Source organism: Phyllobacterium endophyticum, from assembly GCF_003010935.1.
Lineage (GTDB): Bacteria > Pseudomonadota > Alphaproteobacteria > Rhizobiales > Rhizobiaceae > Phyllobacterium > Phyllobacterium endophyticum.
In genome coordinates, this window is the sequence record NZ_PGGN01000002.1 from 1,206,669 (window position 1) to 1,230,875 (window position 24,207).

The 24,207-nt window shown below is 57.7% G+C and carries 22 protein-coding genes and 1 tRNA gene; 11 read left to right on the forward strand and 12 right to left on the reverse strand.

Features of this window, described 5'->3' with window-relative positions; genetic code table 11:
• The first annotated feature begins 104 nt into the window (after positions 1-104).
• The gene (locus CU100_RS13980) at positions 105-428 is read left to right on the forward strand and encodes a hypothetical protein (protein ID WP_106717128.1); all 324 of its coding nucleotides are present in this window, start codon (positions 105-107) and stop codon (positions 426-428) included.
• Between the two features lie 7 nt (positions 429-435).
• Here the strand turns inward: CU100_RS13980 and CU100_RS13985 are convergent, their stop codons facing one another.
• Positions 436-939, reverse strand: a complete 504-nt coding sequence (locus tag CU100_RS13985; RefSeq protein ID WP_170113819.1) for a DUF2380 domain-containing protein — start codon at positions 937-939, stop codon at positions 436-438.
• 450 nt (positions 940-1,389) lie between these two features.
• Between CU100_RS13985 and CU100_RS26880 the strand changes: the two genes are divergently transcribed.
• Complete coding sequence (locus tag CU100_RS26880) at positions 1,390-1,542, forward strand: hypothetical protein (protein ID WP_170113820.1); 153 nt, start codon at positions 1,390-1,392, stop codon at positions 1,540-1,542.
• A gap of 14 nt (positions 1,543-1,556) precedes the next feature.
• Here CU100_RS26880 and CU100_RS13990 read toward each other — a convergent pair whose 3' ends face one another.
• Together CU100_RS13990 and CU100_RS13995 are read right to left on the reverse strand one after the other, a co-directional pair.
• Positions 1,557-2,366, reverse strand: coding sequence for a class I SAM-dependent methyltransferase (locus tag CU100_RS13990; RefSeq protein ID WP_106717130.1), 810 nt, complete (start codon positions 2,364-2,366; stop codon positions 1,557-1,559).
• 120 nt (positions 2,367-2,486) lie between these two features.
• Positions 2,487-3,407: an alpha/beta fold hydrolase gene (locus CU100_RS13995; protein WP_106717279.1), complete on the reverse strand. Its 921-nt coding sequence runs from the start codon at positions 3,405-3,407 to the stop codon at positions 2,487-2,489.
• Between the two features lie 210 nt (positions 3,408-3,617).
• On the opposite strand from CU100_RS13995, the gene CU100_RS14000 reads away from it, so the two are divergent.
• From CU100_RS14000 to CU100_RS14010, 3 genes are read left to right on the forward strand one after another with little or no spacing between them, the layout of a single operon-like run.
• Positions 3,618-4,076 (forward strand): (2Fe-2S)-binding protein, encoded by a 459-nt coding sequence (locus CU100_RS14000; RefSeq protein WP_106717280.1) that lies wholly within the window; start codon positions 3,618-3,620, stop codon positions 4,074-4,076.
• Between the two features lie 3 nt (positions 4,077-4,079).
• Complete coding sequence (locus CU100_RS14005; protein WP_106717131.1) at positions 4,080-6,236, forward strand: xanthine dehydrogenase family protein molybdopterin-binding subunit; 2,157 nt, start codon at positions 4,080-4,082, stop codon at positions 6,234-6,236.
• A 14-nt stretch (positions 6,237-6,250) separates the two neighbouring features.
• Entirely contained in the window at positions 6,251-6,901 is a 651-nt protein-coding gene (locus tag CU100_RS14010; RefSeq protein ID WP_106717132.1) for an Isoquinoline 1-oxidoreductase subunit, read from the forward strand.
• Positions 6,902-6,913: 12 nt separating this feature from the next.
• Here CU100_RS14010 and CU100_RS14015 read toward each other — a convergent pair whose 3' ends face one another.
• Entirely contained in the window at positions 6,914-8,392 is a 1,479-nt protein-coding gene (locus tag CU100_RS14015) for a pyridoxal phosphate-dependent decarboxylase family protein (protein ID WP_106717133.1), read from the reverse strand.
• Positions 8,393-8,405: 13 nt separating this feature from the next.
• A complete protein-coding gene (gene cysK / locus CU100_RS14020; protein WP_106717134.1) occupies positions 8,406-9,494 on the reverse strand; it encodes a cysteine synthase A in 1,089 nt (362 codons plus the stop codon).
• A gap of 92 nt (positions 9,495-9,586) precedes the next feature.
• Here cysK and CU100_RS14025 point away from each other — a divergent pair, with 92 nt between their 5' ends.
• The 4 genes from CU100_RS14025 (at position 9,587) to CU100_RS14040 (ending at position 17,152) form a co-directional block, all read left to right on the forward strand.
• The gene (locus tag CU100_RS14025; protein WP_146141848.1) at positions 9,587-11,641 is read left to right on the forward strand and encodes a transcriptional regulator; all 2,055 of its coding nucleotides are present in this window, start codon (positions 9,587-9,589) and stop codon (positions 11,639-11,641) included.
• 79 nt (positions 11,642-11,720) lie between these two features.
• Positions 11,721-14,114: a glycosyl hydrolase family 28-related protein gene (locus CU100_RS14030; protein WP_245419003.1), complete on the forward strand. Its 2,394-nt coding sequence runs from the start codon at positions 11,721-11,723 to the stop codon at positions 14,112-14,114.
• 505 nt (positions 14,115-14,619) lie between these two features.
• A complete protein-coding gene (locus tag CU100_RS14035; RefSeq protein ID WP_106717136.1) occupies positions 14,620-16,029 on the forward strand; it encodes a DUF1254 domain-containing protein in 1,410 nt (469 codons plus the stop codon).
• Positions 16,030-16,120: 91 nt separating this feature from the next.
• Entirely contained in the window at positions 16,121-17,152 is a 1,032-nt protein-coding gene (locus CU100_RS14040; protein WP_245419004.1) for a DUF1254 domain-containing protein, read from the forward strand.
• Between the two features lie 157 nt (positions 17,153-17,309).
• Here CU100_RS14040 and CU100_RS14045 read toward each other — a convergent pair whose 3' ends face one another.
• From CU100_RS14045 to CU100_RS14075, 7 genes are all read right to left on the reverse strand, one after another.
• Complete coding sequence (locus CU100_RS14045) at positions 17,310-18,116, reverse strand: transporter family protein (protein WP_106717138.1); 807 nt, start codon at positions 18,114-18,116, stop codon at positions 17,310-17,312.
• 22 nt (positions 18,117-18,138) lie between these two features.
• Positions 18,139-19,548, reverse strand: a complete 1,410-nt coding sequence (locus tag CU100_RS14050; protein WP_106717139.1) for a DUF1254 domain-containing protein — start codon at positions 19,546-19,548, stop codon at positions 18,139-18,141.
• A 244-nt stretch (positions 19,549-19,792) separates the two neighbouring features.
• On the reverse strand, positions 19,793-19,972 hold the full coding sequence (locus CU100_RS14055; RefSeq protein ID WP_106717140.1) for a Flp family type IVb pilin: 180 nt from the start codon (positions 19,970-19,972) through the stop codon (positions 19,793-19,795).
• A 263-nt stretch (positions 19,973-20,235) separates the two neighbouring features.
• Entirely contained in the window at positions 20,236-20,439 is a 204-nt protein-coding gene (locus tag CU100_RS14060) for a CsbD family protein (protein ID WP_106717141.1), read from the reverse strand.
• A 167-nt stretch (positions 20,440-20,606) separates the two neighbouring features.
• On the reverse strand, positions 20,607-22,127 hold the full coding sequence (locus CU100_RS14065; RefSeq protein ID WP_106717142.1) for a DUF1254 domain-containing protein: 1,521 nt from the start codon (positions 22,125-22,127) through the stop codon (positions 20,607-20,609).
• A 248-nt stretch (positions 22,128-22,375) separates the two neighbouring features.
• Positions 22,376-22,467: transfer RNA gene (locus CU100_RS14070), tRNA-Ser, on the reverse strand.
• Between the two features lie 87 nt (positions 22,468-22,554).
• Positions 22,555-22,815, reverse strand: coding sequence for a DUF982 domain-containing protein (locus CU100_RS14075; protein ID WP_106717143.1), 261 nt, complete (start codon positions 22,813-22,815; stop codon positions 22,555-22,557).
• 194 nt (positions 22,816-23,009) lie between these two features.
• Between CU100_RS14075 and CU100_RS14080 the strand changes: the two genes are divergently transcribed.
• Together CU100_RS14080 and CU100_RS14085 are read left to right on the forward strand one after the other, a co-directional pair.
• Positions 23,010-23,678: a hypothetical protein gene (locus tag CU100_RS14080; protein WP_106717144.1), complete on the forward strand. Its 669-nt coding sequence runs from the start codon at positions 23,010-23,012 to the stop codon at positions 23,676-23,678.
• Between the two features lie 124 nt (positions 23,679-23,802).
• Positions 23,803-24,174, forward strand: coding sequence for a hypothetical protein (locus CU100_RS14085; RefSeq protein ID WP_106717145.1), 372 nt, complete (start codon positions 23,803-23,805; stop codon positions 24,172-24,174).
• Positions 24,175-24,207 lie beyond the last annotated feature (33 nt).

Sequence of the window (24,207 nt, forward strand, 5' to 3'; positions counted from 1 at the left end):
CCTGCCCCGATAATAAATCTGCATTAAACTGTCTAGTCTTGACGATTAATTGATTTCTCTCTGCTCCTCTGCAAGACTTCGCGTTGGCACACCGGAGCCCGCGCATGACACAATGGTTAGATATACTTCGCGAGAAAAATGATCTTGCGGGGCAGTTGAGCGAGAAGATTCCAAGGTTTCTCGCCTATGAGGCGTTGACGCTGGACCAGGCCAGGCGTCTGCATGCCTTCCTGGAGCAGCACGCGCTGGAAATGCGGGCGCTCGCCGAGGACATCGGCGCAGTCGATCTCGCCGAAGTCCTGCACGAAGCCGCCGCCGCGCTCGACCGGATATTCGCTGACCTCGCCCATTCAGCCGCGCTCAAAGTCGCAGAACTCGAGCAGAGAGAAACGCGCTCAGGATTCAAGCCGAAACTCGTCTATAATTAGCGCGTTATCACCCCCCAAGCGGACAACGGCTGACAATCTGGCCTGCCGAGAACTTGGCGGCGCGGCGCCAGGATTCGTCCGTATCGCCGCGATAGGTGATCAGTTCGCCGCAAACGGCACGTTGATCTTCGACATTGAGAACCGAGTATTTGACCCAGCCGATCAATGTGCTTGTCTTCTCGACGATGCCGATGACGATGAAACGCGCGCCCACCTGTTTTGCCTGGCTGGCAAGCGCTTCGAAGCCAGGGTCTGTCGCGGTGCACTGAGCTTTCTCGCAAGGCAGATTTATCAGCTTGAGCTTGCCGCTCGTCGCCAGCTGCTGGCGCAGAAAATCAGACAGTTGCCTTAGCCTGCGTTCGTGCGTTTCGCTCTGGTCGACCGGTTCACCCGATGTGTCCGAGAAGTCGAAGTTTGCCACTGCAACCGGAATCGCGGGATCAGCCCGCACCGGGGACGCGGCGGGCGCGGCACCGAGCATCGCAGCCGCGATCATCGCATGAACCTTCATTTCCATCATCCTGTTCCGGTGCCCGTTCACCGCAGCGCATGCTGGCCGGAAGCGAGGATAGTTCAAACTCCGACGATGTCCACCCGCGGGGTGAGATGGCAATCAACAAGAGTTCAGCTCTTGACATCTGGCGTTCACATTGAATTGATATGGGACGGCTCAAAGTCAAGAGGGCATTGCATGCACGACGATGATGAAGACGACAATATCATGCATTACACCACGCCTATGTGGTGTCATCTACTCGTCTTTGGCTTTGCCGTTTCGATAGCCGTCGCCATCTGCCAGTTCTGTTCGTAGCACCCTGCCGCCTGTGCCATGCCGGGTGTCCCGGGGCTTGCCGTCGTCCGATGTCGCCGGGCGACTAATTAATTTTAGTGAACTGACGGTTTATTGAGGAGAAATCACGGTTTCCGCACAATACAAGAAAAACGAATCGGGACCAGTGATATGCGGAATCGCGACATTGAACCTTTGGAACTGCGGGACTTCCTGATCATGGCCATTCTGATGGCGGCCGTATTGATTGCCTTATGGGGAACATTCCAGACAATCGGTAACACAAGGGACAAGTTCGAGGTCTCGCCAGTCGTGGCGCGCTAGGGTCCGGACCCAGGTCAGCGCACTGCGGTAATGACGTGGGCCCGGATCCGGCCTTCGATGGCGCCGGTCCCGAATTTTCTTTCCAAGGCCAGTGCCGCATGTTCCGTCGCCGCTTCAAGGCCGGAAGGTGAACGGGCTTCAATTTCCTTGCGCAGCGGCGTTCCCTGGCAAAACGCAGTCGCAGCGTCGCGTGCCGAGTTCGCCCGGCTGGTCCTGCCGAGCGTTTCAAACTCGACCGACTTGAATCCCGCAGCGGTCAGGTCGCCACGTATCCTGGTCTCGTCATGGTAGCCGTGCGGTGTTCTCGCCATGAAGCCAGGCGGATCGTCGGGGAACAGTTCCTCCAGCGCCGATGATATCGCTTGGGGAAAATCGCTTGTCGCCAAAGTATCCCACACGTTGAACAGATAGCGGCCGCCGGGCTTCAGGACACGGCAGGCTTCCTTATATTCCTCGATCTTGTCCGGGAAAAACATGACCCCGAATTGGCACGCGACGACATCGAATGCTTGGGGCTCAAAGGGAAGCGCGAGGGCGTCCGCCACTTGCCAGGTGATGCGAGCGTCGGACAGCCGCGACTGTGCAAGATCGAGCATCGACTGGTTGAGGTCGGTTGCGACGATCCGCGTCTGGGCATCGAGACGGCCGGCCATGGCCCGGGTCAGCACCCCCGTCCCCGCTGCGACTTCGAGTATGTGCCGCGGCTCGAGGTTCGCGACACGGCCGGCAAGATCCTGCGCGTAGGGCTCGAAAATCATTGGCACCATGAGCCGGTCATAGATGTCCGGAATTGCTCCCGCGAAGACTTTATCTGCAGATCTCATCAGCCTGCCTCCCGCCGTTAACAGGCGAGGATCATAGGCCTTTTGCCGGCTCTGCGGAATACGCAAAAGGTGGCCGGACGGGACGCGGTGCCCCGGCCGGCCAATGCGCCACAGGCCTTATCAATCGGCGGCGTTGACGATATCATCCCAGGTCTTCACCTTGTCCTGCCCATCGAGGAACGGCATGACCGCCTCCGGCAGTTCCGGCGCGAAGAAGATGTCGTAGTGCGTACGGTTCGGAACGATCGCGAGGCGGTTCTGCGACATGGTCTCACGCATCCAGCCCGCATCCCTCAGGCCGCCGCCGAGCAGCTGGTAGAACTTGACGACATGTTCAGGGCGATACATGTCGCTATCGGCAAAAACCAGCATCACCGGAATCTTCAATTTGGCGACGTCGGCGGAATAATCGTAAGGTTTGCGCATGAAATCACCCATGGCGCCAATGAGACGCGGAAAGTCGGCGGGCTTCGGCGCGACGGCCATGTAGCTCTTGTACATGGGAGTGTCCTTCATCATGTCGGCCATGCCCGCATTCATCGTCGCCTGCATCTTGATCATTTCCGGATAGAACCCATCCTGCGCATAGCCCGCAGACACGAGCGCCAGGCGACCGACCATTTCAGGATGCTGTACGGCAAGCCGGAACGCCACGCCGCCGCCGAACGAATAACCGAGGACGTCCGCCTTGTCGTGACCGAGCGATTTCAGGATGGTCGCCATGTCGTCGCCCATCGCCTCAAGGCTGATCGGGCGAGTTCCAAGCTCGGTACGGCCATGGCCCTGAAGATCAACGCCAATGACCTGACGATCCCGGGTGATCCGGGCCATGATCGGCTGGAACATGTCTATCGACCCAAGTCCGCCATGCAACAGTAGAAGCGGCCTCCCCCCGCCCTCGCCGTGAATCTCGTAATAGTAATTGATGCCGCCAGCCTCGACGTGTCCGGTTTTAGCAGGCCCGGTTGCCGCGGCGTGAGCCATGGACGTGACGCTTAATGCGATTGCTGCAACTGCCAAAAGGCTGGACAGGATTTTCATGTTCGTCTCCTCGGTTTGTATCGTTCGTGTCATGAAGACGAACAACGATCGGGGAAGCCGACATGCCCTTAAAAAAATCGTCGAAGCCAGATAGCAGAAAAGTGTTTTGACCTCGGGCGGGCCTGCCACCATGCTTGTCGAACCTGATATCTCAGGAGACCAACTCCAGCCAGCACGCCCCACGTGCACAGCCAGAAGCGGGACGCGATCATGATCACATTCAAACTTAATGGCCAGCAACGGACTTTCGACGGGGATCCCGAAACCCCGTTACTCTGGGTGCTGCGCGACTTCGAAAAACTCACCGGCACGAAATATGGCTGCGGCATTGCCCAATGCGGCGCCTGCACGGTTCACATGGACGGTACGACGCGGCGCAGCTGCATCACGCCAATATCGACCGTCGATGGCTCGGAGATCGTGACGATCGAAGGCATCGAAGGCAAGGAAGCCGAGGCGATCCACAAAGCCTGGGTCGCCATCGACGTGCCGCAGTGCGGTTACTGTCAGTCGGGACAGATCATGTCGGCCGTTGCGCTGCTGCAAGTGACGCCGAAACCGACGGACGATGATATCGACGGAGCGATGGCAGGCAACATCTGCCGATGCGCCACCTATCACCGGATTCGCCAGGCGATCCACGATGCCGCCGATACGATGGAGGGCTGAGCCATGACCATCCACACCATCAAGAGCACGCGCCGTTCGTTCCTGGCAGGTGCCGGGCTCGTCATCGGTTTCACACTCGCGCCGAAAGTGTTTTCGGCAAACGCATTGGAAGGTGTCCAGGCCGGGGGCGCGGAGACGCTTTCCGCGATGAATGCCTTCGTCAAGATCGGCGCCGACGATACGGTAACGGTGCTGTCGAAGCATATCGAATTCGGCCAGGGGCCCTTCACCGGGCTGGCCACGATCGTCGCTGAAGAACTCGACGCGGACTGGAGCCAGATGCGCGCCGTGCACTCACCGGCCGACGACAAGGTCTACGCCAATCTCATGTTTGGCCTGCAGGGCACGGGTGGATCGACTGCCATCGCCAATTCTTACGATCAGCTCCGCAAGGCAGGCGCTACGGCCCGGGCCATGCTGGTTGCAGCGGCTGCCGCCGAATGGAATGTTCCGGCAAGCGAGATCACGGTGTCGAAGGGCCGCATCATGCATGCGGGTTCGGGCAAGGAAAGCGGCTTCGGCGCCTTGGCTGCCAAGGCAGCGACGCAGACCCCGCCGGCGGAACCAAAACTGAAGGATCCGAAGGATTTCGTCCTTATAGGCAAGGAGCTTCCCAAGCTCGATACGCTGAGCAAGACGAATGGTACGGCGGTCTATACGCTCGACATAACGGCAGACAACATGCTCTACGCGGTCGTCGAGCATCCGGCTCATTTCGGTGCCACGGTAAAGTCGTTCGATGACAGCGAGGCGCGCAAGGTTGCGGGTGTCGTCGATATCAAACAGGTGCCGCAAGGTGTAGCCGTTTATGCCGACAACACCTTTGCCGCCCTCAAAGGCAGGGCCGCACTGAAGGTCGAATGGGATCTTTCCAAAGCCGAGACAAGGTCAAGCGACCAGTTGACGGCAGACTATGCCAAGCTATTCGGCGAAAAGGGTCTGCAGGCAACGCATAATGGCGATGTCGACAAGGCATTCGGTGCGGCGGGCGTGCAATCGCTGGAAGCAACGATCGTGTTTCCATTCCTTGCGCATGCACCCATGGAGCCGCTCGACGCGGTTTTCATCAAGAGACCAGATGGATCGGTCGATGTCTATAACGGCGCCCAGTTCCCCGGCATGGACAAGAACACCGCGGCAAAGGTGCTCGGTCTCGATTCCTCGAAGGTCCGGATAAACACGCAGATCACAGGCGGCAGCTTCGGACGCAAGGCGCAGTTCGGCTCGCCTTACATGCAGGAAGCGGCAGCTGTCTTCGGTGCAACCGACGGTACCCGTCCGCTAAAGCACATGTGGACACGCGAGGACGATATCCGCGGTGGTTATTACCGGCCGATGTATGTCCACAAAATGCGCGGCGCCATGGACGCCAATGGCCAGATCGTCGGCTGGGACCAGACGATCGTCGGCCAGTCGATCATGGGGAAAGCCGACCTCGACGACAGTTCGGTCGAAGGTGCATCCGACCTGCCCTACACAATTCCGAACCTGCGGGTGATTTCGCACAATACCAAGCTGGAAGTTCCGCCGCTCTGGTGGCGTTCCGTAGGTCATACGCATACCGGATTTGCTGTCGAGACGTTTGTCGACGAGTTGCTACAGAAGGTCGGCAAAGACCCGGTCGAGGGCAGACTGGCATTGCTCCAAAAGGAGCCCAGGCATACGGGAACACTCAAGAAGGTCGCCGAGATGGCCAATTGGGGTTCGCCCATTCCGGAAGGACGGCAACGGGGCGTTGCCGTGGTCAAGAGCTTTGGGAGTTACGTTGCGCAGATCGTCGAAATCTCTCTCGGAGAAGACGGAACGCCCCGGGTGCACAAAGTGTGGTGTGCGGTCGATTGCGGCATCGCCGTTAACCCGAACGTCATCGCGGCGCAGATGGAGGGCGGCATTGGCTATGGTCTCGGCGCTGTGCTGTTCGATGCAATCACCCTTGGCGAAGGCGGAAAGATCGTTCAATCGAACTTCCACGACTACCGGTCATTGCGCATCAACGAGATGCCGGCAGTCGAGGTCGCGATCATTCCCTCAACCGAAAAGCCGACCGGCGTCGGCGAACCCGGTGTGCCTCCCGTAGGCCCCGCGGTCGCCAACGCTTGGCGGCGGCTGACAAATAACCCCGTCCGGCAGTTGCCGCTCGTCAACGTACTATCGGCTTGAGTGAGGGGCACAGCATGAAACGGAACATCGCTTACATGTCGGTGGCAGTGTGCCTTGCGGTCAATGGCGCACTCGTTGCCTCCAATATCTCGTTCGCTCAGGACAAGCCAGCACCTGCGAAGGAGGAACTGAAACCTGCATCGTCGTTCCAATCGATCGCCGATGAAAAGCAGCGTTCCGTCGCGCTGTTCGAGGAGGCTGGCAAGGTCATCGAGCATCCGCGCTGCGTCAATTGCCATCCGGCGAGCGACAGGCCATTACAGGACATCTCCATGCATCCGCACCAGCCGCCGGTATTGCGGGGCGAAGGCGGCATGGGCAAGCCGGGCATGCAGTGCAATACCTGCCACGGAGCCGAGAATGTGAACATCATTGCCCAGTCCGAAACGATCAAGAGCATTCCCGGCAACCCGAACTGGCATCTGGCTCCAATCGAGATGGCCTGGGAAGGCAAATCGCTCGGCTATATCTGCAACCAGATCAAAGACCCTCAACGCAACGGCGGCAAGAGCCTTGACGAGATAGTCGAACACATGGCGCATGACGATCTCGTCGGCTGGGGCTGGCATCCCGGCGAAGGCAGGGAGCCTGTGCCCGGAACTCAGGAAGCATTTGGTGAACTGATCAAGGCCTGGGTTGCAACAGGCGCCGCCTGCCCTTCGTAACAAGGCAGATCGTCAATTTCCGTTGGCGATCCTGCTCCCCAAAGCCAAGGTTTCCCGAACCAGGAGATCAAGATCTTCCTGCCGGGTGCGGTGGTTGTTGACTGCAACGCGCAGGCAATGCTCGCCGCGAACCGTCGTGTCCGAAATCGAAGCGGTGCCTTCTTCCTGGAGTCTCAGCATGATCTCGGTGTTCAAGGCCTTCAGGCGCTCGCCGGAGAATCCATCCGGACGATAACGATAGCAGACGATGTTGATGCTGGTGGTTGCGACCAGCTCCAGAAGCGGCTCCGCCTCGATCAGATCGTTGAGGAAGTGGCCCTGCCCGATGTTCTTATCGATCAGACGACCGAATTTCAGAACGCCGTGCTCCTTCAGCGACATCCACACTTTCAGCGCGCGAAAACCGCGTGAGGTCTGCAGGCCATATTCATGCAGCCAATTGGCCGATGCGAGGCCACGCGACGTCATCTCCAGATATTCAGGCGTCACCGCAAATGTGTTGCGATGGGCGGACGCATCACGGACAAGGGCGCAACCGACTTCAAAGGGTGCATGCAGCCACTTATGCGGATCGAGCGCGACGGAGTCCGCATATTCTATACCTGCAACACGCCAGGCATTCTCCGGAGCGATGGCAATGAGCGCGCCAATACACCCGTCGACGTGGAACCAGAGGCCTTCTTCCGCCGCCAGCGCCGCCAGGCCTTGCAGATCGTCGACGGCGCCGGTGTTGACGGTTCCGGCAGTCCCGATCACACAGGCGGGTTGGAAACCTGCCGCACGATCTTCAGCGATTGCCGCCCGCAAGGCGGCAAGGTCGATGCGCAAGTCCGCATCTGTCGCTATGCGCCTGAGGGCAAGGTTCCCGAGGCCAAGCGCCTCCATTGCCTTGCGATGGCAGCTGTGAAGCTGATCCGACCCATAGAAGCGCAAAGGCTTCTTGATGGCAGCAACGCCGTGTTCGCGAACGTCGATACCAGCCTTGACATTTCTCGCCACGGTCAGCCCGATGATATTCGCCATCGAGCCACCACTGACCAGCGTGCCGCTCGCAGAAGCAGGAAAGCCCAGCATTTCCTTGCACCAGTTGACGACCTGCTGATCCATCAGAGCGGCGGCATGATTGCCGCCACCAAGATTTGAGCCCTGGATTGCCGCCAGGAAATCTCCGAGCGCCCCTGTGAAGTTGCTCGATCCCATGTACCACGACCAGAAGCGTGGATGAATATTGCCCATCGGATAGGACATCACGGTCGCGGATACTTCACGATAGACATCGGCGATGGGCGCGGGCGTTTTTGGCAATGGTGCGTCGAAGACTGCCCTGACCTGATCCGGCATGTCTTGCCAGACCGGGCGCTCGCGAACGTTGCGCAGGTAACCCACCGCATCGTCGATGACCTGGTGCGATAGTGTCTGGATGCCGGACCAGTCGTCCGGATCCAGAGTCTCCTCGGCTTTTACCACCGCAGGCCTGACCGAAATATCCATAGCCAGGCTCCGGTTATTCGGCAGCGAACTGGAAACCGGGGGTCGAGCGCGAAAGCGCCTTCTCCTCTTCATCCATCTCGGTTTCGATCCCCTCGAAGAGCGGCGTCGTCATATAACGTTCGCCGGTATCGGGAAGCATGCACAGGATCACGGAACCAGCGGCTGCCGTTTCGGCAATGCTGTGCGCGACAGCAAAGGTGGCTCCACCAGAAATGCCCGTGAACATGCCCTCCTTTTGCGCCAGCGCCCTCGCCCACTTGATGCCCTCAGGCCCGGCGATGGGCATCACCTGATCATAGAGCTTGTGGTCAATCGCTTCCTGCAAGACATTCGGTATGAAATCCGGTGTCCAACCCTGGATCGGATGGGGTTCGAAGGCTGGATGACTGGCAGCCGGTGCTCCGCCTGCCCCCCGCACCTGAACCTTGCCGCTGCCGAGCAGCTGCGCATTTGCCGGCTCGCTGAGGACGATGCGCGTCTCCGGGCGCTCCCGGCGCAAGACACGGCCAACGCCGGAAACAGTCCCGCCGGTTCCATAGCCGGTGACGAAATAATCGAGGCGCGATCCGGCAAAATCATTGATGATCTCGCGCGCAGTCGTTGCCTCATGAATATCGGCGTTCGCCTCCGTCTCAAACTGGCGGGCGAGGAACCAGCCATTCATCTCCGCAAGCTCGACGGCCTTCTGGTACATGCCGAAACCTTTTTGCGCGCGGGGGGTCAAGACGACCTTCGCGCCCAGCATGCGCATGAGCTTGCGACGTTCGATGGAAAAGCTGTCAGCCATCGTGACGACCAGCGGATAGCCTTTCTGGGCACAGACCATCGCAAGACCGATACCGGTATTGCCGCTGGTTGCCTCCACGACGGTCTGGCCCGGTTTCAGGGTGCCATTGCGCTCGGCCTCTTCAATGATGTTGAGCGCAAGCCTGTCCTTCACGGACGAGGCTGGATTGAAGAATTCGGCCTTGACGTAAATCGTGACGTGGTCTGGCGCAAGATTGTTGATCCTTACCGCTGGCGTGTCGCCGATCGTGTCAAGAATGCTGTCAAAAAGGCGCCCCCGCCCATTCGAAGTCCGGATTTTAGATTGTATCGTCATGAAGTTTCTCCCTCTCGAATTAATGATACGCACCGGGCGCACTGCTGCCCCGATGCAAATTTTCTATTTCCATGGTAGAACAAAGACGTGGGATGATCGTGGGAACAAGCGTGGAAACGCACGTGGAATCTGCATCGGGAGCTTTGAACGGTGTTTGTACCGGCCTTTCCGTGCGGATGCTCGGGCCCCTGAGCATTGTGCAGAATGGCTCCACGCTCGAACTTCCAGGATCTCGCAAGGTCCGCGCCCTTCTTGCCTATCTGGCGCTGACGCCGCATGCAATCAGCCGCAGCCGCCTTTGTGACCTCCTGTGGGATGTGCCCAACGATCCCCGGGGTGAATTGCGGTGGTGTCTGAGCAAACTTCGCGCCCTTCTCGATGAACCCGGGCGACACAGGATCGAGACCTCCGGAGACGCGGTGCGGCTCGAGCTTGGAAACTGTTCCGTCGATGCCATTCAGATCGCTGCGGCCGCGGAGGCGGGAATCGAGACGCTGGACGTGCCACAGCTGCGAGAGCTTTCGAGGCTTTTCGCGGGCGACTTCCTTGACGGGCTGGAGATCGATCGCAGTCCGCATTTCAACCAGTGGCTTATTGCTCAGCGACGGCGGTTCCGGTCCTGTCATGCTGCAGTGCTTGAACATCTCGCCAGCAAGCTGCCGGCGGGCTCGGACGAAATCTGCTCGATACTCAATTCATGGGTCGAGCTTGCACCATTCGACAAGCGCGCCCATCTGGCACTGCTGACCACGCTTGCCTCGCGCGGCCAGATGGCGGATTGCGAAGAACACCTTGCTACTGCGGCGAAGCTGTTCCACTCGGAAGGGCTGGATTTCAGTTCCATACGGGACGCGTGGCCCGCGATCAGGAACGCACGACGGGGCACGCTTGTCATTCCAGACCATGTTCAAATTCCAGCTACCCCGCGTGTCGAACTTGTTGCCAGCGAGAGCGGCCCTGCTGCGCACGCCTCGCTTGCGGTCATGCCATTCATGCTCGAGGCGAACAGCGAAGGAGAACGGGGCGGGCTTGCCGATGGGCTGACCCACGACATCATCACGCGCCTCGCCCGGTTGAAGAGCTTCTTCGTCATAGCGCGAGGTTCGGTCTTCGCTCTCGCCGAGCGCAATATCGGCCCTGAAGACGCGGGCCGACGCCTGAACGTCGACTATGTCGCCAGTGGAACCGTTCGGTATCAGTTGCATCGCATTCTTGTGCGCGTTGAGCTGGTGGAGGTACGGACGGCACGCATCGTCTGGGCAGAGGTCTTCGATCACAAGCTGGACGATACATTTCTGGTTCTGGACGAGATCGGCAACAGGATAGTTTCATCGATCTCAAGCGAGATCGAGATGGTTGAACGCAATCGCGCGATCCTCAAGACGCCGAACTCCTTGAATGCCTGGGAGGCCTACCACCGCGGTCTCTGGCACATGTACAGGTTTACGCGGCAGGAGAACGAACTGGCGCAGCACTTTTTCGGGGTGGCAGTGCGGCTCGACCCGACGTTTGCCCGAGCCCACGCCGGCCTGTCCTTCACCCATTGGCAGAACGCATTCCAAAGGTGGGGCGACTACGAGAAGGAAAGCGATCGCGCCTACCATGCTGCCGGCCAGAGCCTTCTGGTCGACGACAACAATCCCGCCGCGCATTGGGCCATGGGGCGTGCCCTGTGGCTGCGCCATCGCCAGGACGAGTCACTTGGCGAACTGGAACGGGCAGTGGAACTCAGTCCCAATTTCGCGCTGGGTCACTACGCCCTCTCCTTCGTTCAGTCACAGTCCGGCGATCCGACGGCAGCCATTGGATCGTCCGACCACTCTCGCCATTTGAGCCCGGTCGATCCGCTGCTGTTCGGCATGCTGGGCGCGCGAGCCATGGCCCACGTGCGCCTTGGCCAGTTCGATGAAGCGGCTGAATGGGCACTGAGGGCCGCTGCCCGGCCCAACGCCCACGCCATCATCCTTTCCATAGCTGCTCACTGCCTGGCATTGGCCGGGAGGATCGACGAGGCGAATGCCTTTGCCGCCTCCATACGCAAGACGCTTCCCCACTACTCCGTGAATGATTTTCTTGCGACGTTCCAGTTCACACCCGACACCGAGGCCGTGTTCAGGCAAGGTGCAAAACGGATCGGGCTGGCATAGGCTATTCGGATAGATTGATCTTCACGCTGCGCCGCGCCATGACTTGAATTCCGACGAATTTCACCGACAGGTCAACGGCATGAGCCGATGTACGAAGCTTCTCGCCCTATTTATGGCCATCTCGATCGGCTCGGCGCTCTTGCCGGAGATATCCAAGGCAGATGAGCGAGCCCAGCCCGCCGATTTCGGCTTCCCGGTACCAATACCCGAGCCAGAGCTGCCACCGGGTGCAGATGCCTTCGATCCACCCGTCTTCCCTATAAGTCCCTCCTCCCCGGCGATCGCCGAAATTTCAAGAACGGCGGACCGCGACGAGATAGTGACGATGACAGGTATCGATCTCGATGGAGCCACCAGCTTCGATGTCTTTTCGCAAGACCCGTCCGGTAAAGAAGGATCAGTGGTCCAGATCCGGCCCCTGCGCGCCGACGACACCACGGCGACTGTTCTTTTGCCGAACGAAATCCCCGCCTGGTCGATGTACCTGATAAGACCCGTGCACGATGGAAATGGCGGCGCGGCCTTCGCCGTCAACCGGACGGAAGCCTGGTGGCTGGGACCAGACAACGCAGTCCCCGGTGCAACGATTTCGCTCCATGGCCGCAACCTGGCGAAATCCAACGGGACATCGGTGTCGTTCATTTATATCAAGTCCGGGGATCGTGAAGGCCGCTATGTGACGCCGGTTTCGGTCAATCCTTTCAAGGTGGACTTCAAAGTTCCTGACCTTTCCGAGGGCCCGCATGAGGTATGGGTGCTCAATGGGCATGGCGGCAGCTTCGGCTGGAGTGGCCCTTTGCCCCTGGCAATTGCAGGCAAATCGCCCTGGGCAGGCCAGGACCGGCAACGCCTCGACGTGAAAAACTTCGGCGCCAAGGGCGATGGAGCAACCGATGATACGGCGGCCATCGAGGCGGCATTGACGGCGGCGGAGACCGCAGCTCCTGCGACTGTCCACTTCCCGGCCGGGACTTATCTCGTCAACTCGGTCCTTAAAGCGCCGAGCAATGTCCGCTGGCTCGGAGATGGCATGGACGCGACCGAAATCCGGCTGGACACGAGCATCGACAACAGCATGATCGACAACGCCGATCACAGTGCGCAATTCGAAAACCTCACGCTCAACGCCAATGGCAATACCGGTACGAAGCCGCTGCTGTGGATCCCCTCGGTCTCGAACCTCCGCCTGCAATCGATGCGGCTGAGGGCTTGGGGAGTACCCGCGCTGGAAGCGCATAGCGCCTCCGGCCTCTATATCGAGGGATCGGAGCTGATAGAGAATGGCTCCTTCTATGGCAGCAGCCGCCAGGTATTCCTGACGAAGAATCGCTTTCGCATGACGGGGTACGGCGAGTCCGTGGCCGCGCTTTGGGGCGGGAGCGAATTCTCCATGGTTGGCAATGACCTCGCCAATGCCGACGAGAACCGCGACGACGGACACGGCATCGGCCGGTTTTTCGTCGCGCAAGGCCATCATGGCAGTATGCGCAACATGTATTGGGGAGACAATGTCTCGCACCAGGCTGCCCCGCACGACTGCTCGAAGGTGGATTGCAACAAGGGTGAACAGATCTGTTTCGAAATGGTCGGCAGCGATTTGCAGGAGGGGTTCAAGACAGCCTCCGCTACCACCGTGACATTCTCCTCCCTGTCCATTCCCGAGGAGGCTGGAGGAAAGGATCTGGTCATCGTCGGCGGCAGAGGCGCAGGGCAGCACCGCCGCATCGCCTCGGTGAGCGAGAACACGGCGAGCCTGGACAAGGCCTGGAACATCATCCCCGACGGATCGAGCCGCTTTGCGCTTGCGTCGGCAGCTTCGCAGGTCGCGATATACAATAATACTTTCCAGGGCCGCCCGAGCTACTTCAAGCACGATTCCGACTCTACCGCCGTCCTTCTCTACGGCAATGTCTACGATGCGGTCGTCGACCACAACAACATTTCGCAGATGCGCCACGGCATGATGACCGTCGCCTTGAGTTCGGCGAACGGGTTGAGCCCGTACTTCCTGCAATATTCCAACAATAATGTCACCGATAGCAATAGCGGCCTTTATGTCGGTACGACCTTCACCGATTCAGGCGTCGAGGGTGTCTGGGGCGGCCTCGGCAACATATACCGGAAAAACGATTTCAGCAGGCTTGCGCATATAGGCGTCGAGTTCGAATCGTGGGGCTACAGGGGAGCGGATTACAACGGGACGGTTTTTGAACAGAATCGGTTCACCAATCTCAAATTCGGCTTTATCGACGCATTCCAGCTCATGTGGACCTACACCGGAAACTTCAAGGCCCCGCCCCTGTATAGTTCGCGCAAGTACAACACGATCCTCTATAAGAACGTCTTCGAGCGAGGGTCGGCGCTAGCACCGGGAAGTGTCGGATTCAAATCACTACAGCCGAAGAACACCTGGCTGAACATGGGCTCGACATGGAGCGGCTTCGAGAGCGGCAACAAGGGGCCGGGCAAATAGCGGGAGTTCGCGGCTTGCGAAGACTTTCGGGCGTCGCCTGCTTTTTCGTGGCTTTGTATAATGAAAAGCCCGATCTGCTGGAACGCAAATTACCGGCAGATCGGGCTCTTATGAGCCTGTTGTGAAAAAGAAGCCAGTCAATCGGCAGGCTCTGCCGGCGGGGGCTGCCGGCATGCTCAAGAATACTCCTGGGAAGAACGGGATAAATCGGACCAAAGGCCTATTGCCGAAAGTCAAAGGACCTAGCTCGAATTGTCGAGCGAGGCAATGCAGGCACATTGCGGGATGGCTCGCCGACTGGCGCCCGGCACCCGAAATTGGGCAAGCCAGCGGCTGGCGACAGAGCAGTTGTGCGGATGCATAGGTTTCCAGCATACGATCGACGTCAGACTGCTTGGACCTCGGCTGCTCGGACTGCTGTTGTAACGTTGCATTTTCAGTAACGTACTTCCCTTTTGGTGCATGGGTGCAATCCTCTCGGTTCCCAAACCTGACGAGGCACGACATGCGCGCAGTACTCATCGCCTTGATCGCATCAGCGTTCATTTCATCACCGGCCACGGCATTTACGCCGCGTGAACTGGCCGATCGAACCACCGAGCGCCGCGCGGTGGAGGCGGTAATCTGGGGTATTCCGGTAGTCAACTATGACTTGATGCTGCAAGAGATGCTGACGAAGACGAAAGGTAAGGTGAACGAGATACTCTACTGGTCGCGGCCGCTCGACTGGCACAATCAGACTCTGACACCTAACCCTGATGCAATCTATTTGATGGCATTCACGAACACGAAAGATATCGGCCCGGTTGTCATCGAGGTTCCACCCGCGGAAGGCGGTTCCATCAACGGCAATATCGTCAACGTTTGGCAAATGGCACTGGAAGACGCGGGCCCATCGGGCGCGGACCAAGGCAAGGGCGGCAAATATCTGGTACTTCCACCGGACTATACCGGAAAGATTCCCGAGGGCTACATACCGCTTCACTCCGATACTTTCGGCGGCTACGCACTGATGCGATCCAACCTCGCCAGCCACAGCGACGCGGACATAGCCAAATCAGTCGAATACGCGAAGCGCTTGAAGGTTTATCCGCTGTCGCAAGCGGCAAACCCTCCCGAAACCATTTTCACCGATGCAAAGGACGTCGTGTTCGATTCCACGATCCGTTACGACGCCAGCTTTTTCAAGTCGCTCGACAGGGTTGTCCAGAGTGAGCCCTGGCTGCCGCGTGATCGCGCGATGATCGATCAGTTGAAATCTGTCGGCATCGAAAAAGGCAAATCCTTCGCACCGACAGCTCCCATGATCAAACAGCTCGAGGCCGGGGTTCAGGAAGGTCGCGAGTGGCTGGAAGAGCGATACGACACCGGTCTCATTCCATTTTATGAGAAGAGCCGCTGGAACTATGCCGGAAGTCCGGAACTCGTGAAGAGTGCACAAGCCTCCTACGACGAACCGAACTCCTATCCAGTCGATCTGCGCGGCGTTGCCTACAGCTACGCCTTCGTCGGCTTGAAGCGAATGGGAACAGGGCAGTTCTATCTGATGTCGATCAAGGACAAGGAGGGAAACAGCTTCGACGGCTCCAAGACCTATAAATTGACAGTGCCTGCCAATGTCCCTGTACAGCAATACTGGTCGCTGACGGCATATGACCGTGAGACCCATGCGTTGATCCGCAATATGCCTCGCGCCAGCCGCTCATCCCAGGTCGCAGAACTGAAGAAAAACGCCGATGGTTCGGTCGATATTTTCTTGGGACCCAAAGCTCCCGAGGGCGAGGATGCCAATTGGATCCCAACGGACGATCAGCGCCGTTTCGAACTGATGTTCCGGCTCTATGCGCCAACAAAGGCTCTGTTCGAGAAGACATGGGTGCTGCCGGACGTCGAGAAGGTCGCCCACCAGCCGTAACAATCCACGACCAGATGAACTGAAGGGTTTGAACAAGAACTGTCCATTGTCCTTACGCAAATGGAACTGAACGCGAGATTCATGGAGGCTAATGATGAATAGGCTAAATCCGGTTGTGCTTGGCATTACACTTTCACTGGCCTTCGCTGTCCCCGGCATTGCAGCGGATACGGTGCCCGTGACTGTCGAGAACTTTGTCCGGGCAGAGTCCGACCTGTATTTCACAGCAGTAGCCTTGCAAGACAAGGCTTTCGGCAAATTCTTTCACAGACGCGAACTGTCGCCGATCGATGACCAGCACGTCATCCGGCAAAATCGCGACACCCTCTATTCCGCCGCTGTTTTTGACCTCGACGCCGGACCGGTCACCGTCACTCTTCCCGACGCTGGGAAGCGCTTCATGTCACTGCAAATCATAACAGAAGATCACTACACGCCTCCGGCCGTTTATGCGCCTGCCAACCTGACAATCACGCGGGAAGACGTCGGCACTCGTTATGTTCTGACGGCTGTCCGCACGCTGGTGGATCCGAACAATCCGGACGATATGACAGCTGCGCATGGGCTACAGGACGGTATCAAGGTCGAGCAGCCCAACGGTCCCGGTGAGTTCGCCGTTCCCAAGTGGGATGCTGAAAGCCAGAAGAAGATTCGAGAAGCTCTCCTCGTGCTTGCGACGACAATCAAAGATACATCCAAGGCATTCGGGACAAAGGACCAGGTCGAACCCGTGCAGAGACTGATCGGCGCTGCATCCGCCTGGGGCGCTAATCCACCGAAGGATGCAACCTATCTCAATTTCGTGCCTCCCAAGAATGACGGCAGGACCATCTACAAACTTGACTTGAAGGACGTGCCTGTCGACGGGTTTTGGTCGATCAGCGTCTACAACAAAGAGGGCTTCTACGAGAAGAATGAGCAAGGAGCATACACGCTCAACAATATTACCGCGAAGACCAACGCTGAAGGCGCCTATGTCATTCAATTCGGAGGTTGCGAGGACAAGATTGCCAACTGCCTGCCTACATCTTCCGGTTGGAACTACATGGTGCGCCTCTACCGACCACGAGAAGAAATCCTCAACGGCAGCTGGAAGTTCCCCGAGGCGGAAGCTCAACCATGACCGAGTGCTTGCTTGCCTTCAGGGACGCTGCAACGACGTGAGCGCCAACGTGGGCTGCAGCCAACAAGTTTGTCATGATATAGTCCAGCAAGGGCCGATCTTCGGCGTCGTCATGCGTTTCTGATCGACCGGAACAGCGGTCGTTCATAGATGCTTGTTACTTCGGAAATAGAAACGTGATGGCCAGTCGCGCGCCAAAGCCATCCGGTCCATTGTCGGAGCTATCGGCCCAATAGCGGACACCAGCCGAAAGTTGGATCGGCTGTTTGTTGACCTTCACAAGCTTGGATACCATGAAGTTGATCGGGACTGACCAGTCCTCGGTCTCCCAATTATAGGTGCTTTCGGTATTGAGAGCGAAAGTCCAGGCCTTGGGTGTGGTGTAGGAAATGAATGGCTGCAGGAAAGTGGCGTTTATGTCCTCGCGATCATCATCGCCCGCGAACGACCAGATGTGGTTTGTCAACGCACCGATGGTCCATGGTCCATCCTGCTTGAGGACAACGGCAGTTGGTCCCGCGCCCCACTTCTCGCCGCCAAGCAAATCGTCGGTAGCTGTCGGCAAAAGAAAGACTGGACCTACGCCCCAGATGATGCCCGAGGCGGTTGGCTTCTTCGGCGAGAAGAACAGGCTCTGCGTGATATCCCCCAGACCGAACTGGTCACCGGAAGGTCCGGCGATATCATCCTGCCAGGCTATCGGCAGAATGGTGCGCGAGATGACGTTCCAGTTCTCGTTCAGTGTGAACGGTATGACGGGTTGAACATTGACGTAATATTTATCGCCGTCGTCAGGGCCGTAACCACTGTCATAGTTGAACTGAAACGGCACGCTGATCATTGACGCGACAGGATTGGACAACTTCTTGGCAAGATCCTCCGCGCTGTTGTCCTGGGCATAAGCGGTCACGGCCATGACAAGCGAAGCAAACACGGTCATAACTCGCAAGGGCGTCGTATTCATCGCATGCACTCCGATTTTGCGTCTATTTGACCCTCGTCATCTGAGGCATCTGGTATGTTCCGTCTAAAACTGCGTCGCTCGGTTGATACATGCGCAATATGACGTAGAAATCGCCCTTTGGCGCAGGCAGCCAATTTACGTCCGCATCGTCAGGCTTTTCGTTTTGAACGGCAATTGTGAGCGATCCGTCCGCTGCCTTTTTAAGACCTTGCGTGTCGGTTCCCACCTTGTACCGTTGGATCGGATTTTCGACGAGCATCTTGTCAGACGCGTTGTACATGGTCAGCGACCAGAATGCATCGACAGGAGGCTGCTCGTCCATTTTTATGACGTACTTGTTTGCGCCGTTCAGGACCTTGCCCTCAGCGTCGGTATACCGGATCGGATACATTGCCTCCTTCTCGCCATTCCCACCGAGATAAGCTCCAGCTACCAAGGCACGCATCGGATAGTTGAAGCCAAAGCTGTCGAGACCCTTTACCCAAATCCAACCATTGCGCACCTCCGACGTGCTGTCGAACGACGATACCACCATTGAAGGGGCGTCAGCGAGGGCCCGAACCAAACCTTTGCGCATTTGCGGCGACAGTTTCGTTTCATCGAAGCCATCGGCTGTCAGTCCCATGCGCGCGAATTGCGCAAACAGGGCCTGATCTGCAGGCTTGGCGGTGTTTGACCTGAGCGCGAAGCCAAGATGTTTGAAGAAGCCAAGCTCATCGCCAGCAATGGAGGGCAGCGGTGGGAGCTCCGCAGACTTCGCCTCGCCGCTGGCAGGTGCCAGAGTGAACTGCTTCTGCAAGGCATGGACAGGCTCCACTGCTTCTCCTTGTGCGACCCGTAAACGTCCCCACAGCCAAACCTTGTCGGTAGAAACGTCGAGACGGGGTGCATCGGACGGAACTTCCCCGGTCCATCCGGGAGGAACGATCACGTAGCGCCCAGCTTTTGTTCCAGTAGTACGTCGACCGATGTAGTGTTCGAGTTCCTGCCACATGTTGAAGACGTTGATGACATAATAGCGGTCTCCGGTGTCAGGTACCGAGAGGATATACGGCTGATCCAGGTCAACGACCGCACTCATATAGTAGGTGTCGTTATTGGCGGTGGGCATGTCCTTAGCCGACGGCGTCGCAAGCTCTTGCGCCCAGCCGATTTTATTCAAAGGGGCACGGTAGCTGGTCGCGGAAACACCGCCGGAAACATCGGAGTACGACCTTGCCACCCTTTCCATTCGAACGAGTGGATAGCCCCAGGAGTATGCAGAAACGCCGAGTTGATAGCCGTCAACTTCCAGACCTTTTGCTATGACTTCGGGGGTGGCTGGCGTCGTTAGCAACGGGTCATCGAATTGCTCGGCAGACTTTGCCAGCGAGTTGCTCAGCGAGAACGCCGCGACAAACGCAAGTATGGCCGCACAACGTGTGCAATTCATATCGTCCTCCCATACTCGACAAACGAGACAAGCTGGCTCGGTGGCGAACGAGACAAGCTGACGATATGTTTTCACCGCACAGCTTTGCACTGGCGAGAATGCCCATCATTAATATCGCGGGAAGTTACGTTACTGTAACACGAGTGTAAATTACACAGCAGCTGGCGATGGGAGCGCGACCTGCACGTTGGATCCGGGACGGGGTGAGATGGGGCTGCCGTAGCAGCCCCAGTTTGATCGATTTCTACTTGGGTGCTGCGTTCACCATCGTGCCGCCAAGGCTGTTGAACGTATTGTTGACGCTACCGCCCAGCGACGTCGCACCAGCGATGATGCCAATGGAGATCAGAGCAGCAATCAAGCCATACTCGATAGCCGTGGCGCCGCTCTCGTCTTGCAGGAAACGTGTGAAGAGTTTGGTCATGATGTTCCGCCTGTCCTGTGGATTGTTCAGTGGTTTCGTTGAACCATCTTGAACATACGTGGACAGACAATGCGCGGTTCTTAACCGATATAGTTAACGAGAAATCATCGAACTTGTTGATTAATTTGCCTCTACCGGGGAAGAACGATTTAAATTAAATCTGTAATGACGCAGGAACAAGCCGTCGTAGTGCGTGAACAAGGCGTCCGGCAGACAAGCCCGGCGCTCTCGGGAACGCCGGGCCGTGGTTACCACACTGGCGTTTACCATGTCTGGCTATTGTACCAGTCGTCGACATCTCTTCTGGCGTCGTCTTTCGCCTTGCCATATCGCTCCTGGATCTTTCCTTCAAGCTGGTCGCGGTTCCCTGCGATAACGTCCAGATCATCATCGGTCAGCTTTCCCCACTGTTCCTTGATTTTACCTTTGACCTGCTTCCAATTGCCTTCCACGCGGTTCCAGTCCATGACGATTCTCCTTGTCATTGCAGTAAGAAACCAACGTGTTCGCTGGACAAGAAGTTCCGATTTAGCGTGGAAACGATCGCAGTCTGGTCGATCGGACAGATTTCCAGAGCACGGCAAGCCCCGAAGCGGGACTTGATTGGTTTCAGGCCAAAGGAAGCACCTGGGTTCTACCTGACGAGTTCGAACTCCCCCGGCTTCCACGTCTTGTCAAACCAGGGCTCCAGCGGGCCATAGAGGCGCAGAAGTACGTTCCAGCCCTTGCCGGGAACCGTCTGCACCCAATTTGCCTCATGACCTTCGGGCGCTTTCGGGCCGAACCAGACATCGACCGATGAGTCCGCGTTGACCACGATATCTTTCTTGTCGCTGCCAATGCTTGGAAACTGCTGATCTGTCTGCAGCATCGAGCGCGTCTGGTTGTCGTAAGCGACGAATGACCAGAATTCCTTCGCCGGAATGTTTGGCGGCAGGTGCACCTTGTAGGTTTTACCGCCATCGAACGGCTTGCCGTCCTTGTCGGTCGTTGCACCGGCATATTGCGAGCCGACGCCGACACGCTTGATCGACATGGCCGGCGTGACGCCGGTCGCATAATAGTGGAAGAGGACACGCGCATCGAGATACCGCACGCCGGGCTGCGCGAGGAACTCGTAGTTCCCGCCGACAAAACCGGTAAACCATGCACTGTCCGGATAATAATAGGCATCCTTCATGCGGGTCTTGAAGGTGATGGTGCGCGCCGTCGCATTGCCGACGGCCACAGCTTCGGTGAGGATTCTCTTCATCCGCTCGTCAGGGGCGAAGGGTTTGCCCTTTTCGATCCCGATGGAGGCGAGTTGTCCCAGTACTTCCGGGTGATAAGCCTCGTTCGGCTCGTATTGGACGATATCGTTTACTTCTTCGTAGAAATGAAAGTCATTGGCGTGAATAGTGTTGTACTCCTTGCCAGAAGTATTGATGATCTTCATCGGCGGCGGGTTGTCAGCGTCGGAAAGAAGATACACCTTGGCGAACTTCCTGGTGTTTGCGACGGCCGTGGCCGTGCTGCCATTTTCAAGGAAGCCGCGCCAGAAGAACAGGTTACCGTAGGTTGACGTCCGCAATACGAAATAGCCTTCGGGCACCTCGCCCTGATATCCCGGCGGCAAGAGCAGGTATTTGCCACCCTTGCCCTTGTCCGGGCCGGCATTGCCGACATCGCCGACATACTCGAACCAGTGGTTGTCGATCATGCCCAGAATGTTGGGCGGCGTCTCGATGACGAGTGGGCCGGCCTTCGTGTCCAGCCACATCAGATTGTAAATGCTTTCGGTGTTCCCCGTCAGGAACAACGAATGCGAATCCATCAGGTTTTCGAAGATCAGGATGGTCTGGTTATTGTCTGCGCCCTGGCTTGCCAATCCAACCCGCAAGGCTTCGACGGACGCACCGGGCATGGCATTGAGGAAGGCATCGACCCCGCGCATGAAATCGAGATTGTCGTAGAGCTTTTCCGACGTGGCGTCATCCGGGAAGCCATCGAAAAAGTTCAGCTTGCCGATTCTCGTGTCCAGGCTCTCCGGAGTGATGATCGAGTCCGGTATCGGAGTCGTCATTTTCATCTTCGGCGCCGTATCGGCGAAAGTGGCGCCTATGCCCACCAACACCATCGCGGCGGTGGCGCAAAACAATTCTCTGATGCGTATCATTGCTATCTCCCCGTTTAACGGCGCATCCTCATCAACTGGTCCTGATAAAGGAAGTACGTAACTGTTAAACCGAGCATCAGCGCTGCGGCAGCTAAAGGCTGCAGATGCAATTTCCATGACCGGTGAACCCACCGCGGCGCTGCTTCTGGGACAGATCGCGGACTTAGTGCAACGCGCCGGGCTTAGGAATGGGATTGATACGGAGTAAAATGCTTTTTGGAAATCTCAATATTTTATGGCCAACTAAGTGGCGGAGAGGAAGGGATTCGAACCCTCGAGACCGTTTAACGGGTCTACTCCCTTAGCAGGGGAGCGCCTTCGACCACTCGGCCACCTCTCCGAGGACGCTGACTAAAGATGAAACCCTTTGTTTGCAAGGATTTTGTTCCGTTTCGCCCAAAAAACGCGTTGGGCCATAAGATGAGGGTTAAAACTGCCAGGCACTGTTCCAGACGAGTATGCCGGCTTCCTTGGCGGCGGCCACAAATGCCGTCCGCGCCTCCTCCACGCTCCCTTTGCCTTCGATCGCATCAAGACAAGCGCGGCGTGCTCGCGATAATTCCTTACCGCGTTGTACCGGCCAGTTCCGGAGGAGGATTTCGGAGGCTTCCGCAACGGAACTTACATTGCAAAGCTCTCCTGTCTCATCGATTTCAATCGTTACGGCAATAAAATCCATAGTGATCATTTCGGTTCAACGCAGACGGCTGACACTTGTTCCCCGGGGCAAGTCGGCGCTAAGTCTTTCTAATGAATTAGATTTATGTCGATCATGCCGCGCCTGTGTACACCAGAGGACAGATAAAGCTGGGGGATTCCCTTTGGGTCTGTTCTTTGTATCATAAGTTCGATTCGTTTTCTCCTGAGGGACTGGGGGCAAGCATGAAAAACCAAAATTCGGCGGTTGTCGCAATCATTGTCGCGGCAGCCTGCTACGGATACTCGACCATTCCATCGCCTGCCGCAGAAAACTCCCCCTTCATATATTTCGCCACATCAGACCCTTTCCTCAAACAGGGGCAGGCGCCAACGCGGAATGACATCACCGTTCTTGGCGGGCCATTCGTCGAAAACGCGTTTGGCGGAGCAACGCAGATCTTCGGCGCGGATTACACATCCAACTATATTCTTGGCGCTGCCTACGGCCGCGACTTCTATGATCTGGGCGCGGGCTTTGTCCTTGGCGGTGTCGGCGGCGTTGCAATTCGCTTTGGCGAAGATGACGAGACATCCGGAGAGGCCTGGGCCGGCGTACGTGTGCGCCAGCAAGGCCTCGTCATAGGCGATCTCTTGTTCTCACCGGCATTCACTGCGGGCTTCAGCGCCGTATCGGGTGAAACCGAAATTGAAAAGCGCAGAGAAGCCCGGCGAGGAGACGGCGATGCGTCCTTTCTCGGTTTCCTTGGCCCCGAACTTTCCGTGCGCTGGCGCGGCGCTCCCAATCTTGAATTGACGTGGCAGTTGCATCACCGTTCCGGAGCTAACGGGACGTTTGGGGACATGGGCGAAGGTTCGAACGCCAACACAATCGGTATCCGCTACCGCTTCTAGCGGTAAGCTCCGTCAAGCACAGCGACTTCGACAGCGTCCACCGCTGCTCGGCCCTTTCTCGCATTACGGCCTCGACACCAGCGCGCCGGTTGACTAGCCTCTGGACGGTGATCGGGGGAATGGCATGCGGACATCAGTTATATATATTGTTTTTCTGGCGGGGCTTCTGCCGGCTTGCACGGCAACGGGCAGCCACAGATCGAATGAGAGCAGCGTCGTGGCGAATGCCAGAACTCTCGTGATCGTCTCATATCAGTGCCAGGATGCGCTCGGGCGGGAACCGCATTACTCGGCTATCGAAAGCAGCGAAACGATCCTGAAATCACTGGGAAATTCACCCGAAGAGGCTGACCGCACCGTACGCGGCTGGTTGAAGGCAGTGATAGAATCGCCGAAACAGCCGGCGGACTTCGATGCGAAAACCTGCAAGGACAAATTGCTGACGCAAGCGGAGAAGGTCCGGGTGGGCTACGAATCGTTGCGAAGGCCGACATAAAAGGCCGAGACAATGAAAAAGGCGGCTCCGGGG

Coding starts and splice junctions, on each gene's coding strand:
- CU100_RS13980 (WP_106717128.1), top strand. CDS start 105: ATGACACAATGGTTAGATATACTTCGCGAGAAAAATGATCTTGCGGGG.
- CU100_RS13985 (WP_170113819.1), bottom strand. CDS start 939: ATGAAGGTTCATGCGATGATCGCGGCTGCGATGCTCGGTGCCGCGCCC.
- CU100_RS26880 (WP_170113820.1), top strand. CDS start 1,390: ATGCGGAATCGCGACATTGAACCTTTGGAACTGCGGGACTTCCTGATC.
- CU100_RS13990 (WP_106717130.1), bottom strand. CDS start 2,366: ATGAGATCTGCAGATAAAGTCTTCGCGGGAGCAATTCCGGACATCTAT.
- CU100_RS13995 (WP_106717279.1), bottom strand. CDS start 3,407: ATGAAAATCCTGTCCAGCCTTTTGGCAGTTGCAGCAATCGCATTAAGC.
- CU100_RS14000 (WP_106717280.1), top strand. CDS start 3,618: ATGATCACATTCAAACTTAATGGCCAGCAACGGACTTTCGACGGGGAT.
- CU100_RS14005 (WP_106717131.1), top strand. CDS start 4,080: ATGACCATCCACACCATCAAGAGCACGCGCCGTTCGTTCCTGGCAGGT.
- CU100_RS14010 (WP_106717132.1), top strand. CDS start 6,251: ATGAAACGGAACATCGCTTACATGTCGGTGGCAGTGTGCCTTGCGGTC.
- CU100_RS14015 (WP_106717133.1), bottom strand. CDS start 8,392: ATGGATATTTCGGTCAGGCCTGCGGTGGTAAAAGCCGAGGAGACTCTG.
- cysK (WP_106717134.1), bottom strand. CDS start 9,494: ATGACGATACAATCTAAAATCCGGACTTCGAATGGGCGGGGGCGCCTT.
- CU100_RS14025 (WP_146141848.1), top strand. CDS start 9,587: ATGATCGTGGGAACAAGCGTGGAAACGCACGTGGAATCTGCATCGGGA.
- CU100_RS14030 (WP_245419003.1), top strand. CDS start 11,721: ATGAGCCGATGTACGAAGCTTCTCGCCCTATTTATGGCCATCTCGATC.
- CU100_RS14035 (WP_106717136.1), top strand. CDS start 14,620: ATGCGCGCAGTACTCATCGCCTTGATCGCATCAGCGTTCATTTCATCA.
- CU100_RS14040 (WP_245419004.1), top strand. CDS start 16,121: ATGATGAATAGGCTAAATCCGGTTGTGCTTGGCATTACACTTTCACTG.
- CU100_RS14045 (WP_106717138.1), bottom strand. CDS start 18,116: ATGAATACGACGCCCTTGCGAGTTATGACCGTGTTTGCTTCGCTTGTC.
- CU100_RS14050 (WP_106717139.1), bottom strand. CDS start 19,548: ATGAATTGCACACGTTGTGCGGCCATACTTGCGTTTGTCGCGGCGTTC.
- CU100_RS14055 (WP_106717140.1), bottom strand. CDS start 19,972: ATGACCAAACTCTTCACACGTTTCCTGCAAGACGAGAGCGGCGCCACG.
- CU100_RS14060 (WP_106717141.1), bottom strand. CDS start 20,439: ATGGACTGGAACCGCGTGGAAGGCAATTGGAAGCAGGTCAAAGGTAAA.
- CU100_RS14065 (WP_106717142.1), bottom strand. CDS start 22,127: ATGATACGCATCAGAGAATTGTTTTGCGCCACCGCCGCGATGGTGTTG.
- CU100_RS14075 (WP_106717143.1), bottom strand. CDS start 22,815: ATGATCACTATGGATTTTATTGCCGTAACGATTGAAATCGATGAGACA.
- CU100_RS14080 (WP_106717144.1), top strand. CDS start 23,010: ATGAAAAACCAAAATTCGGCGGTTGTCGCAATCATTGTCGCGGCAGCC.
- CU100_RS14085 (WP_106717145.1), top strand. CDS start 23,803: ATGCGGACATCAGTTATATATATTGTTTTTCTGGCGGGGCTTCTGCCG.